This is a genomic window from Mucilaginibacter sp. (genome assembly GCF_036383575.1).
Taxonomy (GTDB): domain Bacteria; phylum Bacteroidota; class Bacteroidia; order Sphingobacteriales; family Sphingobacteriaceae; genus Mucilaginibacter.
On sequence record NZ_DASVOB010000094.1, the window covers coordinates 1 to 14,797 of the forward strand.

Sequence of the window (14,797 nt, forward strand, 5' to 3'; positions counted from 1 at the left end):
ACAGCTCTTGAACCATAACAAGGTGCGATTCGTAATCGCAATTTAACCTGCAATTGACGCAAATGTTATTTTGCAGGCTGACAACATGGCGTTTTATTCTACTAAAATATAATTAATGAATTTCGATCCGTTTGATTTTAAAAATGCTTTACCGGTTATAAATGAGGATTCAGAATTTTTCCCGTTAATGTCATCGGAAGATGAGGAGGAGATGAATAATGAGGAACTTCCCGATGTAATGCCTATTTTACCCTTGCGCAATACCGTGCTTTTTCCCGGTGTTGTGATCCCAATTACGGTTGGCAGGGATAAATCAATAAAACTAATCCGCGATGCCAATAAAGGCAGCCGCATGATTGGGGTGGTTTCGCAACAGGATGTGGGCATTGAAGACCCTACTTTTAACCAGCTTAATAAAGTTGGTACCATAGCACTCATCATAAAAATGCTGCAAATGCCCGATGGTAACACCACTGTCATCATCCAGGGTAAAAAGCGCTTTTATTTAAAAGAAGAAGTACAAAGCGAGCCTTACATAAAAGCTACCGTTGAACCCTTCCATGAAATAAAAACCAAGGAAGACAAGGAGTTTAAAGCCATGGTATCATCCATTAAGGATATGGCCATGAACATTATCCAGCTTTCGCCAAATATCCCAAGCGAAGCAGGTATTGCTATCCGTAATATCGAAAGCACATCGTTCCTGATCAACTTCATATCATCAAATATGAATGCTGATATGACGGCTAAACAGCATCTGCTTGAAATTGCTAACCTGCGCGAACGTGCCAACCTGGTATTGGAGCATTTAACGCTCGACCTGCAAATGCTGGAACTTAAAAACCAGATCCAAACCAAAGTACGTGTCGACCTTGATAAACAGCAGCGCGACTATTTCCTTAATCAGCAGCTTAAAACCATACAGGAAGAGTTAGGCGGTAACACGCCCGATCTGGAAATTGAGAGCCTGCGCCAGCGTGGCATTAAAAAGAAATGGGCTAAGGAAGTTAAAGACCATTTTAATAAAGAACTTGAAAAACTGGCGCGTACCAATCCCGCGGCGGCCGATTACTCGGTACAGATCAATTACCTTGAACTGCTGCTTGACCTGCCCTGGAACGACTTTACTAAAGACAACTTCGACCTTAAGCGTGCGCAAAAGATCCTTGACAAAGACCACTTTGGATTGGATAAGGTAAAACAGCGCATTATCGAATACCTCGCCGTGCTGAAATTAAAGCACGACATGAAAGCGCCTATCCTTTGTTTGGTAGGCCCTCCGGGAGTTGGTAAAACATCCTTAGGTAAATCAATAGCCAAAGCTTTAGGCCGTAAGTATGTGCGCATGGCATTAGGCGGGATCCGCGATGAGGCCGAGATCCGCGGTCATCGTAAAACATATATTGGTGCTATGCCGGGCCGTATCATCCAGTCGATAAAAAAAGCGGGCGCATCAAACCCGGTATTTATTTTGGATGAGATAGATAAGGTAGGCAACGATTTCAGGGGCGATCCTTCATCGGCCTTGCTTGAAGTGCTCGACCCTGAACAAAACGGTACTTTTTATGACCATTATGTTGAGATGGATTACGACCTTTCAAACGTGATGTTCATAGCAACCGCCAACTCATTGAGCACTATCCAGCCTGCATTGTTAGACAGGATGGAGATCATCGAGGTGAACGGTTATACCATTGAAGAAAAAATTGAGATAGCCAAGCAACACCTTGTTCCAAAACAGCGTGAGGCCCACGGCTTAAAACTAAAAGATATAAGCCTCAAGGCTGATGTGCTTGAAAAGGTGATAGTTGATTACACCCGCGAATCGGGTGTACGTTCACTGGAGAAAAAAATAGGTTCGGTTGTGCGTGGTGTGGCTAAAAACATAGCCATGGAAGAACCGTACAACAGCGCTGTAAGCAAAAAAGATATTGAGAAAATATTAGGCGCACCTATTTTTGATAAAGACCTTTACGAAGGCAATGATGTTGCAGGCGTTGTAACAGGCCTGGCCTGGACTTCGGTAGGCGGTGATATCTTGTTCATTGAAGCAAGCTTAAGTCCCGGAAAAGGCCGCTTAACGCTAACAGGCAGCCTTGGCGACGTAATGAAAGAGTCAGTTACCATTGCCCTCGCCTACCTGCGGGCGCACGCTGCCGATTTCGACATCAACCCTAAGCTGTTTGATCAGTGGGATGTACACGTACACGTACCGGCAGGCGCTACCCCTAAAGATGGCCCATCGGCAGGTGTTACCATGCTTACTGCGTTGGTATCAGCATTTACACAGCGTAAAGTAAAACCTAATCTGGCCATGACCGGTGAGATAACCCTGCGTGGTCGCGTGTTGCCTGTTGGAGGTATCAAGGAGAAGATCCTGGCTGCCAAACGTGCTAATATTAAGGAGATCATCTTGTGTAAATCTAACCAAAAGGATATCCTGGAAATTAAAGAAGATTACATAAAAGATCTTAGTTTCCATTACGTTACCGATATGAGGGATGTAATAAGCTTAGCCCTGCTTAACGAAAAAGTTAAAAAGCCTATTGACCTTACCATTAAAGAAGACGATAAAGCAGCTGTTAATTAAGCAGCCTGCTAACCCAAACAAAAAGGATTCACGACGTTGTGAATCCTTTTTTGTTTTAAAGGAAATAAAGAAAAAGGGAGGGAAAGTGCGATTCCCCTATTGAGAGTAATAGCCCATGAATAGAAATAAGTAAAGAATTAACCGCCGTATCGACTCACCCCGACATCGCTGCGCTTGTCACCCCTCTCTACGCAAGTGTAAAGAGGGGATTTTTATCTTTTTTTCTTTACCCTCTTTCCGCCAAAGGCGAAGAGAGGATGGTCCAGCGTAGCGTAGACCGGGTGAGTCGACTATGCGCCATACCTATTTTCTTTAACTGTTAATACATCGGCTATTTCCCTCTCAAGAGAGGAATTTAAAAGCTGCAATCCCTGTTAATTTATAACTCCTTTATTTGCATTGGGTTTTTTATATATTAGCGCACATATACTATTTAAACCCCAATGCCTAATAAACTATTTTTAACACTGGTATGCCTGCTAAGCGCTACCTGTTTATTTGCACAAACCCGCGGTCACGAATTTGGTATCCAATCTGATAATGATTCATTCCTTGGTCAGGGATCCGACAGGTATTACACCAATGGTATTTTCTTTTATTACCGAAAAGCTTTAACAGTAAAACCATCAGAAAATGATCTCCAAAATAAAGTTTTAGGATTTGAACTGGGGCAAAAAATGTTTAACCCGCAATCGGGCTACGTCCGCGGGCCATTTGATATCGACAGGCCTTTTGCTGCATATACTTATTTAGGTTCAACATTAAACTTCCTATATAAAAATGAAAGCAACCTCAAACTTGGTGCACAATTAGGTGTAGTAGGCCCTGCTGCAGGCGGCGAACCTGTACAAAAGCTTATCCACAATACATTTGGTTTTTATCATCTTAACGGCTGGCAATACCAGATCAAAAACGATGTGGAACTCAACCTTTCGGCCGAGTATAATAAGCTGCTGGCCCGCGCCTCATGGATCGACCTTACATTTAGTTCATATGCCAACCTGGGCAATGGTTTTACCGGCGCCGGAGCCGGCGGTATGGTGCGTTTAGGCAATTTTAACCAGTTGTTCAATTCTATCAGCACGCAAAGCACGGTATCAACTGGCGGCGAAGAAAAATTATTGCACAAGCACGAGATCTTTTTTTACTATAAGCCTTTGGCTAACCTGGTTGGTTATGATGCAACTATACAGGGCAGCCTGTTCCGCAAACATGATGATCCGAACAGCCTGGAAGTAGTTTCAGAAAAAAAACCTTTTATATTTAGTCAGCAGGTTGGCGTAGCTTTTACCACGAGCCGCTTTGCCTTTGATATAGCTGCTATATTCCATACCAAAGACGCCAAAGAGATGATCCGCTCGCATCAGTGGGGATCAATTACAGGGTTTTATAGATTTAAGTAGAGAGGTTAGAGATTAGGAGAACCGTTACTTGAACCACCATGTCATTGCGAGCGCAGCGTGGCACTCGCACGGAAGCTAAGCCGCCTTATATAGCATGCGGTGGCCACGCTGCGCTCGCAATGACATACTTTTAGGAAGTTCCCCCTCTAATCACTAATATCAAATCTCTTTCCTCTCCCCTCCTTCTTCACTGCTTGTATTTTCTTACTATCCAGCCTTGCGGCTTTGGCGGCTTTGCTTACTTTGGTTGGCTTACGCACTTTGGGCTTTTGAAGGGCCCTTGTGAGCAGTGATATTAACCGTTCAATCGCTTTTTCTTTATTGAGATATTGGCTCCGTTCTTCATCACATACTACCTGTACATAGCCATCTTTATTGAACCTGTTTTGCAGCTTTTCGGTTAGCAGTTGTTTTTCCTCATCGGTAAACAATGCTGATGAGGCTATTGAAAACAACAGTTCAACCTTGCTCGAAACCTTATTTACGTTTTGGCCGCCCTTTCCGCCGCTTCTGGATGTTTTATAGCTCGTTTCCTTTTGGAGATCGGCTTTAGTGAAATTCATCTTCAAAAATAAGCCTAATTGAGTTACCCCGGTCGGGCCATTTGCTAATAATTTGTTATTTTAGCAGCTCTATGAACAACAACATCGTAGTAGCCATTGATGGTTATTCTTCGTGCGGCAAAAGCACCCTGGCAAAAGCTTTAGCAAAAGAGCTTCATTTCATTTATGTTGATAGCGGTGCTATGTACCGTGCCGTGACCTTATATTTTTTAAGGCACAATATTGATCTTGAAAATCATGCCCAGGTAGCCGAAACATTACATAATATCCACCTTAACTTTCAAACACAAAATCATAAAACCTTCATCACATTAAATGAGGAAGATGTATCTGAAGAGATCCGCCAGATGCATGTAGCTGATAAAGTTAGTACGGTAGCCGCCATTAAAGAAGTGCGTGTTGCCATGGTAAGACAGCAGCAGCGTTTAGGTCGCTCAAAAAATATCATTATGGATGGGCGTGATATAGGCACGGTGGTATTTCCCGATGCCCAGGTGAAGCTGTTCATGACCGCCGACCCAAAGATCCGCGCCGTACGCCGTTACAAAGAGTTATTACCAACCAACCCTAACATTACCTTAGAAGAAGTTTTTGATAACCTTGCCCATCGCGACTACCAGGACACCACCCGCGAAGAAAGCCCTCTTACCCGCGCCGAAGATGCCATTATATTAGATAACACCGACCTGAGCCAGGACGAACAATTAATGTTTGCCATAAGCTACATTGAGCCGTTTATTGCGGAGTAGCGGGAACCATGATTTTCAGGATTAGAGGATTTCTTGATATTTAAAGCCTATCAGGAAATCCCTTAATCAAGCAAATCAAGGTTTTAAAATATATCAGCGAAATCAACGTAATCAAAACCATCAACGGTCAAATTTCTCCGCCTTAACCCCAAACTTGTTTAAAAAATCCACCCCCTCATCGCTTGCCAAGCCTTTATACTCAGCGTACGATTTATCATAGTAAACATGGGTGATCCCTGCCGAATAGATAAGCCTTGCACAAGGCAAACAAGGTGACAGGGTAGTATAAAGTGTAGCCCCTTCAAGTCGCGCACCGTTTTTTACAGCATAAAGTATAGCGTTTTCTTCGGCATGCAGGGCAAGCGAGCAGCTGCCTTTTGAATCGCGTGCGCAACCAACCCCAGGCCATTCCTCATCGCAATTATGCGTACCTGCAGGAGGCCCGTTATAACCTATAGATATGATCCTGGTATCGCGGGTTAAAACCGCTCCAACATGCGCCTTAACGCAATGTGACCGCTGAGAAAGATCAGTGGCCAGGTTCATGAAAATATGATCGAAGCTGGGTTTTGCCATCTGTGGTTAGAGATTTGAGATTGGTTAAAATTATTGTAAAAAGAAAAGAGGTTGAAAATTAAAGGACTAACCTCTAATCTCCAACCTCCAGTCTCTAAAAAATATTAATGTCCGCCTTTAACTTCAACAGTATCAAAATCGATACCTTGTTGTTTTAAGACACTTTTAGCCTTAATTGCATAAAATGCAAGATAAGCAAAACAAGCTACGCCAACTAAATATGACCATTGGATGCCGATCAAGTCCGGACCACCCAAATAACCTTGTAACAAGCTAATGAAACCGCCACCCATGATCATCATGATCAGGAAGCTTGAGCCTTCATTGGTATGATTACCTAAACCGGTTACAGCAAGGGTATAGATACATGGCCATAATGTTGAGCAAAATAAGCCCACGCTTATAAATGCGAACACGCTTACCATACCGCTTGATAGCATACCTATAAATAATGCGGTAATTGCACAACCCGAGAATATTAATAACTGACGGGCCGGATTACCACGGCTTAACAAATCGGCGATGATTAATACTACAATTACAAATGCATATATGTAAAATGGAGTAATGTCATGTTGAGCAAGCTTGTTAACAGCCAGGAATACAGCAAAGGCGATGTAAGGCATAACAACCCTTAATATCTTTTTAGCACCACCAGCCAGGTTGAACGCACCTATTGACGCTGTCCACCGACCTATCATTAAACTGGCCCAGTAAAGAGAAATAAAAGGAGCTATATTTCCGGTTTCTGTATGGAGCTTTTCTTTCATAAATTCGGGTAGGTTACTTGCCGTTGATACTTCAACCCCCACATAAACAAATATGGCAATCATGCCCAACGATAACTGCAAGTAGCTTAACGCACTTTTTTTGCCGGTAGGTTTAACACCCTTTGAAATATCAGTTGGAGAGCTGATCACATCTTCATCAGTTACCGATGCTATTTTATTAGGAACAGATGAAAATTTAAAAATAACAGCTACTACTAAAAATAATGCCCCTAATATGAGGTACGGGAATTTAACCGCGCTGATGCTTGCTACGTGCGTAGCGCCACCAACTTGTCCAAAAATAGCTAAGCTAACCAGTAGCGGGCCTATTGTAGTACCAAAGTTGTTTACCCCGCCTGTCAGGCTAAGACGTTGAGCACCTGTTTTAGGATCGCCCAAGGCAACTACCAAGGCATTTGCAGCAATTTGCTGAAGCGAAAAACCTAAACCAACAATAAACAAACCGGTGATCATCAAATAAAATGAAGCAGTTTCGGCAGCCGGGTAAAATAACAATGTACCCAAAGCTGATAAAATAAGACCAGCTGCAATACCGTTTTTATAACCATACTTATTTAATATATCGCCACCACTTGCCTTTGAAACGAAGAAGTATATGATTGAACCTACGGTATAAGCTAAATAGAAAGCAAATGAGATCATTTGTGATTGCCATTGCGCCAAACTTAGCTTTTCTTTAAATACAGGTATTAAGATGTCATTACTGGCAGCCACGAAGCCCCAGAAGAAAAATACAGTAATTAACGTGAGCAACGCCGACCCGTAATTTTTTTTGTCGTTTTGTTCCATTTTAAAATAGGTTGTACAGATTTGATTTTTGAATCTCTAAACATAACCCAATTTTGCTAAAACTCTCCACTCTTTTTTAAATAAATTAAATCACAATTTTAACTTTCGTTGTTTATGAGATAAAATTGCATATTCGCAATGTTCAAAAAAGAACAAAGCTTAACTTAATGATAAAAGCCATTGTTTCGGGTATCGGGTTTGGATTAGTACTCACATTTATTACCGGCCCGGTTTTTTTTGCGCTTATTAAAACCAGCATCGAAAAAGGGTTTCATGCCGGTATCTCGCTTGCCCTTGGTGTGGTTTGCAGCGATGTTGTTTTTGTTGGCGCGATCCTGTTCGGTTCGCAATATATCGATGTATCTGATCATACCAAAGTTATAGCCGGTGTTGTGGGCAGCGCCATATTATTTGCGCTTGGGCTATATTATATGTTCAAGAAAAGCGAGATCAATTACGAAAATAAGGTACCCTCAAGTGCCGACCGCTTTGGCTACGTACTTAAAGGCTTCCTGATGTGTATTTTTAACCCTACCCTCCTTTTCCACTGGACGGTAGTGATCGGCGCAGCCAGTACAACATTCCTGGTAGGCACCCCCCACAGGTCATTTCATATAGCCGTTATGTTCTTAACCATACTCATCATTCAGTTTGGGATGGATACCCTCAAAGCTTTTTACGCCAATAAACTACGCGACCGCATTTCGGTTAAATTTATTCACCGCCTTAACGAAGTAGCCGGCATAGCACTTATTATAGCTTCATTGGTACTTATTGATAAGCTGGTTACTCATTTTGTTTTTGCGGCACCAGCGGGATCCTGATAACTTGCACATTACAACCCAATTCCATTTTAAACCTTATCATCATGCTACTTAAAATTGTCTACGTGCTATTCGCTGTTACGGCTGATCTGTTGATATATTCAAGGCTTCATAAAAAGAATTGGATCAATAACACTCAATTTAATTTAATTAGCGCAACATTAGTTCTTTTTATACTATTACACATGTTTAATCTGAGCTTTCTTTTACCATTCGGCTTTGTTACCCAAATAACTATTATAGCTTTAGCACCGGTAATTAGTCACTTTTGGTTCAGATATTTGGTTGTGAAAAGAATAAATAAAATTACAACCGAACAAAACCAGCAATTTATGGCTACAGGTTTAAAGATTTTTTCTTTCTTCTTTTTGAAGTTTTTGTACTTCATGGTGTTGATTGTTCAGGTATCTTTTATAATTTCACCGCCATTGAAATAAACATTGTACCCGGATCATTCCGAAAACGAACAGACCTATTAACTAAAAATATCTTTAATATTCCCGACTATATCAACCTCCTCCTGGCCGATATATTTTATCCCACTGGCAATTATATGTTCTTTTAACTCATTATAATTACCATGATAATATTCTGATACTACGGCTATTTTTCTGTTATTGATCATTAAATACAAAAATTCATAGCTTTTATGCCTCTTGAGTGCCAAACTGAGGTTTTAAACCCGCTTATCTGCTCAGCATTGTAAATCCGGGTAATACCTAAACCACAATAACGTTTAACAAAAATTCCATCGCGCGCTATCTTCACACTTATAATTGTTGTTTTTACCTGGCCAAAAAAACATATCACCCAAAAAAAGAGGAAAAACGAACTTATCAGCAAACATGAGAAAGGTGCATTCTTGAAGCCAGAGATAGCTTCAAAAAAAAGCTTAGGAAATGAAACAGCCTGAATAATACAGCCTGCTGTCACCAAATAGCCCCAAAAAGTAAGTTTAGATTTCATTTGTCAACAAAAAGAGACAGCGGCAATATTAAACAAAAAAGGCGATGAAAAAATCATCGCCTTAATATTCTGTTCCCCCTTCAGAGGGTTAGGGGCTTTACATATAAGCTCTTTGGTTTTTACCTTCCATCCAGTTAACAAAGGCGCGGTTAACAACCTTGTTACCACCAGGGGTTGGGTAATCGCCGCTGAAGTACCAGTCACCAAGATTATCAGGACAAGCGATGTGCAGGTTATCCAATGTCTGGTAAATTACCTGTACTTCACAGTTCACGTTCTTAGGCGTGATGATCTTAGCTATACGGTCAGAGATCTGCTGGTCGGTAAACATGGCATAGATCTCTTTAACATAGTTTTCAACTTCTTCTTTCGGTAGTTTGTGGCTGTCTTTACATTTTTGGTAAACATCCAGGATCACATCTTCCCTATCCAGCTCTTTTAACAAGCTGATGGCCGCTTCAAAGGCAACAAATTCGCCCATGCGCGACATATCAATGCCGTAGCAGTCAGGGTAACGGATCTGAGGGGCCGATGAAACTACAACCACCTTTTTAGGACCAAGCCTGTCCAAAATTTTCAGGATACTTTGCTTTAATGTAGTACCGCGAACAATCGAATCATCCAGTACAACCAGCGTATCGGTACCTTTTTTGATAAGGCCGTAAGTAGTATCATAAACGTGTGCTACCATTTCGGAACGGTCTGCATCCTGGGTGATAAAGGTACGCAGCTTAACGTCCTTAATAGCAATTTTCTCAACCCTTGGTGCTACCTGTAATATTTCGGCAATATCTTTTTCAGTGATATCGCTTCCCAGTTCAAGCAACTTTTCATGCTGATATTTTTTTACATACTTGTGCATGCCTTCAACCATGCCGTAAAAGGCAACCTCGGCAGTGTTTGGTATGTAGGAAAAAACTGTGTTTTTGATATCATGATCAACAAAATCCAATATCTGCGGACAAAGCAAACGGCCTAATTGTTTACGCTCGCGGTAAATAGCCGAGTCGCTGCCGCGCGAAAAGTAGATCCGCTCAAATGAGCAGGCTTTCTTTTCTTTTGGCTCGCTGAACATATCTTCAGAGATCTTGCCGTTCTTTTTAACGATCAAAGCATGACCCGGGCGAATTTCCCTGATCTCTTCCATCGGTATATTAAATGCTGTTTGGATAGCAGGGCGCTCTGAAGCTGCAACCACGATCTCATCATTGTAATAGTAAAACGCCGGACGGATCCCAACCGGGTCGCGCATTACAAAGGCATCGCCATGGCCCAGGATCCCGGCGATGGTATAACCACCATCCCAGTTCTTGGCCGATTTGCGGAGAATTTTGGCTACGTCCATATCGTTAGCGATCAGCTTGCTGATCTCCACGTTATCGTCTAATCCTTCGCGTTTATATTGATCAAACAAGCCTTGATTTTCGGTATCAATAAAGTGGCCTATTTTTTCAAGTACAGTGATAGTATCAGCTTGCTCTTTCGGGTGCTGGCCAAGGTCATAAAGTTGTTGTAACAGCTCATCAACATTGGTCATGTTGAAGTTACCTGCTATAACCAAATTACGTGTTTGCCAGTTGTTTTGCCTCAAAAATGGGTGGCAGCTTTCAATGCTGTTTTTACCATGGGTACCGTAACGCAGGTGCCCTAATAAAACTTCGCCGGTAAAGCTAACATGTTCTTTAAGCCATTCGGCATCAAGCATCTTTTCGGGGGTCTCTTTTTGAATCTCCGCGAATTTCTTCTGGATGTATTCAAAAATATCAGCAACGGCATTTGAAGCCATGGAGCGGTGACGACTGATGTAGCGTTTGCCCGGAGCAATATCCAGTTTAATGGTAGCAACACCGGCGCCATCCTGGCCGCGGTTGTGCTGTTTTTCCATTAAAAGGTAAAGTTTGTTCAGGCCGTACAGTGCAGTTCCGTACTTTTTCTGATAATAAGATAGTGGCTTTAGTAAGCGGATAAATGCCACACCGCATTCATGTTTAATCTGATCGCTCATGATTCGGAATGAGGCTGCAAAGGTATCATTTTAAAATGAAGTATGGGTACATTCAATTGTCATTAATTAGTAGTTTGTTAATTGTTTTGTCGATTGGATAAATCGCCGATTAAATGAACTGTAATTACACTGAAAACCAACCATTCACCCAATCAACATAACAAATTACATACCTATTTTTTAAACCCAACCATCTGGTGCAGCTTAACCGGGTCATAAATCCTGCCCTCTTTTATCACTACTGATACCTTGCGGATGTCCCTGATATTGTTCAGCGGATCACCGTCGATAATAACCAGGTCGGCTTGTTTACCCACCTCAATTGTGCCTGTTGTTTTATCAAGGCTCATTACTGTAGCAGGGGTAATAGTTGCTGTTTTGATAGCCTGTGCCGGGGTTAGTCCAGCTTCTACATATAATTCCAGTTCGCGGTCAAGACTGTAACCCGGGAAGCCCATATCTGTACCGGCAACTATGGGTATCCCCGCATCATACAATACCTTCACCGTTTTCTTCATGCTCTCATATGCCGGCTTCACCTTAGCAGCCTGTGCAGGCTCTTCGCCCATATTTTTAAACAGCGCCTGAAGCGGCAGCGGCAAATTATAATAGTTAGGTTCAAGTTTGGTGATATCATCCTTAACATTACGGAAAGCCAGCTCAAAAACACCTATGGTAGGATCGATAACCACATGATGATCTTTTATAAACTTAATGGCTGCGATACTTATCGAATCATCAAAAATAGTAGCCCTGTTCTTATCCCGTTTCATGATAGAATACACGTACTGAACATGGTTAACCATATTCATCCCCGAATCAACACCCTGCTGCAGGGTCATACCATTGGGAATGTGGCCTGTTACGCTTAAACCCAAACGGTGTGCCTCATCGCAAATTGCTTTAACTATGGCTGGTTTTACCGAACTGTAGATCTTGATCTGCTGAAAGCCATTTTCTTTGTAACGATCGACCGCTTTTATAGCCTCTTCCTTTGTATCAGCCTGGATAATACCCAGTGCATACGGCCCTTTGCCATCGATGATACCTGCTTTGATGATATTTGGCCCAACACCTTTGCCACCGTCAATAGCGGTTTTTATAGCATTGATATATCCAAATTCATTACCGCAATCACGTACGGTAGTTACACCGGCAGCAAGATAGGCAGGTCCCCATTCGGCCTGTTCAAAGTGCGCGTGCATATCCCAAAGACCCGGTAAAATTGTTTTTCCTTTAGCATCAATGATCTTAGCCCCTGCCGGAATTTTCACTTCACCGGCTTTACCTGTTTGTTTGATAATGCCATTCTCTATTAAAACAACAGCATTTGCTGTGCTTGTACCTGTGTTTACGTCAACCAGATTACCACCGATAACGGCTATCACTTTATCAACCTTCCCGGTTGGCGCAGCTGCTTTAGCAAACAGTTCCATACCATAGGTAGCAGCCTTGCTGATGAGTTGGGGCAACAGTTCTTCATAAGGCACGCGCATCATTTCCAGCTTGTCCCCTTCGGCATCATTAGTGATCAAACAGATTAGCTTACCTTCATTATCTGTCCAAACCAATTCATTACCCCAAACCAGTCCGCTTATAGTAAGCCGGTTTAGTGTAAGCGGCTTACCGTTAAAGGTAAGCTGATCAGTACCTGATCTTTTGATCTGTACATCACCAAATGGCAGCGTATGAACGTTTGCAGGTTGTTTATGCTTATTCCAATATTGAATAAGCACCTGCTGTACCGTGCCCGGCGAATAGCCTGCTACCGGGAAACTAAGCGGCAGTACTTTTTGTGTATACGACGAATCATTAACCCTGATAGCTACGTCACCTCCGCGAATGGTCACCTTATCATCAATAGTCGAAAACCTTGAGGTATTACCTTTTATGGTCAGCTCCAGCGGGTCTGACACAGGATTTACCTTCAGTTCAGCAGTAAGGGGTACGGGTGAACCGCGATCAACAAATTTAAAATCGATGTTATAATGAACAGCATCTTTATACTTGCGTACATAGTAAGTCTCTTTGCCAATATGTTGTTCAAACTTATGCAGGAAGAAGGTCCCGCTGTCGGTTGGTAAATCTGTTTGTGCCCGGGCGTTTGTTATCAAGGCCGAAAGGGCGGCAAATAATAATATAGGTCTTTTCATAAGGTCAGTAATGTTAATGTAAGATAGTAGTTTGTTTGGGATGTTACAAAGCCGCTTGCGAGATTTTGGCTAAAGCTCTTATTGGATCAACCTCTGACCCTTTACTGGTCGAAGTTTAGCGATAGCGTAACTTCCCGCCATTGTTGGTGTTGTCACCATAGGTTGGAAAGATGAAGATCGGTTGGAAATACTGGTTAAAAAAGCTATGTCATTGCGAGGAGCGGCATGGGCAAAAGCACTTGGGGCGACGCGGCAATCCCGTAGCTATACAGGGCGGACATGCATTGGCTACGAGATTGCCGCGCTACGCTCGCAATGACATATTTTTTTATTTAAAAATAGAGGTAATTTCATCTTCCGAACACCTATGGTAACAACACCAACAAAGGCGCGAGCAGAGACGTGCAACTACACCTCCGCACATTGCAAATCACCACCGTAAATACCAAAACAATCTACCCTATATACCTGAACGTAATATTAATCCTTGCCCCCTGCATTCTACTTGTTTTGGGTACCTGGTGAAGCCAGTAGTGTTGTGTTTGCCCCTGCATAATCAGCAGATCTCCATTATTGAGGTTGATAGAAACTTTGGCATTCTTTTGCTGCTTATGCTTAAACTGAAAAATCCGCGAAGCGCCAAATGATACCGAAGCTATGACCGGGTTGCCGCCCAGCTCAGTTTCATCATCGCTATGCCAGCCCATACTATCACTGCCGTCCCGGTAATAATTAAGTAAGGCAGTATTGAACCGGTGACCGCACTGCTGTTCCGCCGCATGCTTAATCCCCTCAAGCAGCGGACTAAATTTAACAGGTACGTTCACCACACCCGAATATACATATACCTCGTCGCTCTCCCCATACCATGCAGTAAGCCGCGGAAAGTTGATCTCCTTGCCATAGATCTTCATTTTATCCTGCTTCCATGGAACTTCATTCACCAATTGGTCGAACACCTCGTCCTTAAAAAAATAAGGATAAAGCAGTACCTCACCATCAAAAGGCAATAAGTTTTTTGGCGCACCAAACAGGTTTAGCTGATCATTATTGAATAGATCCATGCTCAAATATCAGTATACTACAATAAAAACGCGCAGTCCACTTTGCTCTCAATATGATAAAACCTATCATTTTGATAGCTTTTCCTCATATTGAGAAAATCTTTCTCATTTTGATAAACAACTGTAAAACAAACATCTAAATAAAAATAAATTCTACTGGCATGCTTATTGGCTATGTGCATGCATAGTACAAAATGTAATTTACGATGGCATTGTTTACCACTGCGGCAGCAAAATTTTCAAAACGGACCATAAACTCCTCCGTTGCTTTGGTATCATCACCTCTTTTTCCCCTAACAATTTATACAATTCATGAATTCGCAC

General features: G+C 42.2%; 11 protein-coding genes. 4 read left to right on the top strand and 7 right to left on the bottom strand.

The genetic code is table 11. From position 1 onward, the window contains the following. Positions 1–115 precede the first annotated feature (115 nt). Both lon and VF500_RS03475 read left to right on the top strand, forming a co-directional pair. A complete protein-coding gene (gene lon / locus VF500_RS03470; RefSeq protein WP_330858336.1) occupies positions 116–2,590 on the top strand; it encodes an endopeptidase La in 2,475 nt (824 codons plus the stop codon). Positions 2,591–3,033: 443 nt separating this feature from the next. Further along, positions 3,034–3,993 (top strand): lipid A deacylase LpxR family protein, encoded by a 960-nt coding sequence (locus VF500_RS03475; RefSeq protein WP_330858337.1) that lies wholly within the window; start codon positions 3,034–3,036, stop codon positions 3,991–3,993. 146 nt (positions 3,994–4,139) lie between these two features. Here the strand turns inward: VF500_RS03475 and arfB are convergent, their stop codons facing one another. Next, positions 4,140–4,556, bottom strand: coding sequence for an alternative ribosome rescue aminoacyl-tRNA hydrolase ArfB (gene arfB / locus VF500_RS03480; RefSeq protein WP_330858338.1), 417 nt, complete (start codon positions 4,554–4,556; stop codon positions 4,140–4,142). Between the two features lie 71 nt (positions 4,557–4,627). Here arfB and cmk point away from each other — a divergent pair, with 71 nt between their 5' ends. Further along, the gene (gene cmk / locus VF500_RS03485; RefSeq protein WP_330858339.1) at positions 4,628–5,305 is read left to right on the top strand and encodes a (d)CMP kinase; all 678 of its coding nucleotides are present in this window, start codon (positions 4,628–4,630) and stop codon (positions 5,303–5,305) included. Between the two features lie 120 nt (positions 5,306–5,425). Here the strand turns inward: cmk and VF500_RS03490 are convergent, their stop codons facing one another. Both VF500_RS03490 and VF500_RS03495 read right to left on the bottom strand, forming a co-directional pair. Continuing rightward, the gene (locus tag VF500_RS03490; protein ID WP_330858340.1) at positions 5,426–5,881 is read right to left on the bottom strand and encodes a dCMP deaminase family protein; all 456 of its coding nucleotides are present in this window, start codon (positions 5,879–5,881) and stop codon (positions 5,426–5,428) included. A 104-nt stretch (positions 5,882–5,985) separates the two neighbouring features. Beyond that, positions 5,986–7,461, bottom strand: a complete 1,476-nt coding sequence (locus VF500_RS03495; RefSeq protein ID WP_330858341.1) for an MFS transporter — start codon at positions 7,459–7,461, stop codon at positions 5,986–5,988. Positions 7,462–7,628: 167 nt separating this feature from the next. Here VF500_RS03495 and VF500_RS03500 point away from each other — a divergent pair, with 167 nt between their 5' ends. Next, complete coding sequence (locus VF500_RS03500; protein WP_121231429.1) at positions 7,629–8,285, top strand: LysE family translocator; 657 nt, start codon at positions 7,629–7,631, stop codon at positions 8,283–8,285. 475 nt (positions 8,286–8,760) lie between these two features. Here the strand turns inward: VF500_RS03500 and VF500_RS03505 are convergent, their stop codons facing one another. From VF500_RS03505 to VF500_RS03520, 4 genes are all read right to left on the bottom strand, one after another. Then, positions 8,761–8,910, bottom strand: a complete 150-nt coding sequence (locus tag VF500_RS03505) for a hypothetical protein (RefSeq protein ID WP_330858342.1) — start codon at positions 8,908–8,910, stop codon at positions 8,761–8,763. Positions 8,911–9,348: 438 nt separating this feature from the next. Continuing rightward, complete coding sequence (locus VF500_RS03510) at positions 9,349–11,256, bottom strand: amidophosphoribosyltransferase (RefSeq protein WP_330858343.1); 1,908 nt, start codon at positions 11,254–11,256, stop codon at positions 9,349–9,351. Positions 11,257–11,429: 173 nt separating this feature from the next. Next, a complete protein-coding gene (locus VF500_RS03515; protein WP_330858344.1) occupies positions 11,430–13,409 on the bottom strand; it encodes an amidohydrolase family protein in 1,980 nt (659 codons plus the stop codon). Between the two features lie 455 nt (positions 13,410–13,864). Then, on the bottom strand, positions 13,865–14,473 hold the full coding sequence (locus tag VF500_RS03520; RefSeq protein ID WP_330858345.1) for an alpha-ketoglutarate-dependent dioxygenase AlkB: 609 nt from the start codon (positions 14,471–14,473) through the stop codon (positions 13,865–13,867). Positions 14,474–14,797: the final 324 nt, after the last annotated feature.

What these genes read in the sequence shown, in the direction of transcription:
- lon (WP_330858336.1), top strand. Translation starts at nt 116, where the DNA reads ATGAATTTCGATCCGTTTGATTTTAAAAATGCTTTACCGGTTATAAAT.
- VF500_RS03475 (WP_330858337.1), top strand. Translation starts at nt 3,034, where the DNA reads ATGCCTAATAAACTATTTTTAACACTGGTATGCCTGCTAAGCGCTACC.
- arfB (WP_330858338.1), bottom strand. Translation starts at nt 4,556, where the DNA reads ATGAATTTCACTAAAGCCGATCTCCAAAAGGAAACGAGCTATAAAACA.
- cmk (WP_330858339.1), top strand. Translation starts at nt 4,628, where the DNA reads ATGAACAACAACATCGTAGTAGCCATTGATGGTTATTCTTCGTGCGGC.
- VF500_RS03490 (WP_330858340.1), bottom strand. Translation starts at nt 5,881, where the DNA reads ATGGCAAAACCCAGCTTCGATCATATTTTCATGAACCTGGCCACTGAT.
- VF500_RS03495 (WP_330858341.1), bottom strand. Translation starts at nt 7,461, where the DNA reads ATGGAACAAAACGACAAAAAAAATTACGGGTCGGCGTTGCTCACGTTA.
- VF500_RS03500 (WP_121231429.1), top strand. Translation starts at nt 7,629, where the DNA reads ATGATAAAAGCCATTGTTTCGGGTATCGGGTTTGGATTAGTACTCACA.
- VF500_RS03505 (WP_330858342.1), bottom strand. Translation starts at nt 8,910, where the DNA reads ATGATCAATAACAGAAAAATAGCCGTAGTATCAGAATATTATCATGGT.
- VF500_RS03510 (WP_330858343.1), bottom strand. Translation starts at nt 11,256, where the DNA reads ATGAGCGATCAGATTAAACATGAATGCGGTGTGGCATTTATCCGCTTA.
- VF500_RS03515 (WP_330858344.1), bottom strand. Translation starts at nt 13,409, where the DNA reads ATGAAAAGACCTATATTATTATTTGCCGCCCTTTCGGCCTTGATAACA.
- VF500_RS03520 (WP_330858345.1), bottom strand. Translation starts at nt 14,473, where the DNA reads ATGGATCTATTCAATAATGATCAGCTAAACCTGTTTGGTGCGCCAAAA.